This is a genomic window from Bacillus sp. JJ1127, from assembly GCF_036965845.1.
In the GTDB taxonomy this organism is placed as follows: Bacteria; Bacillota; Bacilli; order Bacillales; family Bacillaceae_G; genus Bacillus_A.
The window spans coordinates 3,735-4,442 of the sequence record NZ_JBALQK010000337.1; the positions used below are offsets into that span (position 1 = coordinate 3,735).

Sequence of the window (708 nt, forward strand, 5' to 3'; positions counted from 1 at the left end):
ATTAGTACAACGCAAAAAGTCACTTCTCGCACAAATAAAAGGAATGGGAAAAGTACAGTTTTATAAAAACTGTACCCAATTGTATATAATATCCATTTATTTGTTTAACAAGCTTTCTTCTTTACTACCTACTACTTGCCTATCTTCAATAATTAATGAAAGTCTTTTAAATAAATCAATAAAGTTACTAATTGTCACACTAGAAAAAGCCAATTTACCTTGAGAATTCATAACCTTTTCATTAAATAATTTTGCTAATAGAGCCTTTTCTTTATTCCTAACATTATATGAATTACTCTTCTTAATATCCAAATCATCAAAAATATACTTTTTGAAGTCCTCAGGCGAAAATAAATCTTCAATAGCCATATTTTCTTGCGTTGAAACAAATGCTAAACATTCTTCATCTATATGAAGATCCCTTTTAATTTTATGATAATTACGTTTACCCGCACTATCATTATCAAACAATGCTATAAACTTTAACTCCCACCCCATTAACAAACTTGTCAGAGTAGAAACGGAATTAACTCCCTGCGCTGGAATAATATTGAAATCTATCAATACATATTCACGTCTTAAATATTCTTTCATTGCTTGTAAATAATAATAATCAGAAATGCCTTCAGTTAATATATTAAAGTCTCTTGAAAAACCTATATTTCTAGTAATATCTAAGCCAATAGAAGTAATAATAGGTGTTAAAGT

1 protein-coding gene is annotated in these 708 nt (G+C 28.0%); it reads right to left on the reverse strand.

Going from position 1 to position 708, the window contains the following annotated elements:
- Nucleotides 1–96 precede the first annotated feature (96 nt).
- Nucleotides 97–708 (reverse strand): TOPRIM nucleotidyl transferase/hydrolase domain-containing protein (locus tag V7183_RS23965; protein ID WP_335361074.1); only part of this gene is annotated, 612 nt, incomplete at its 5' end.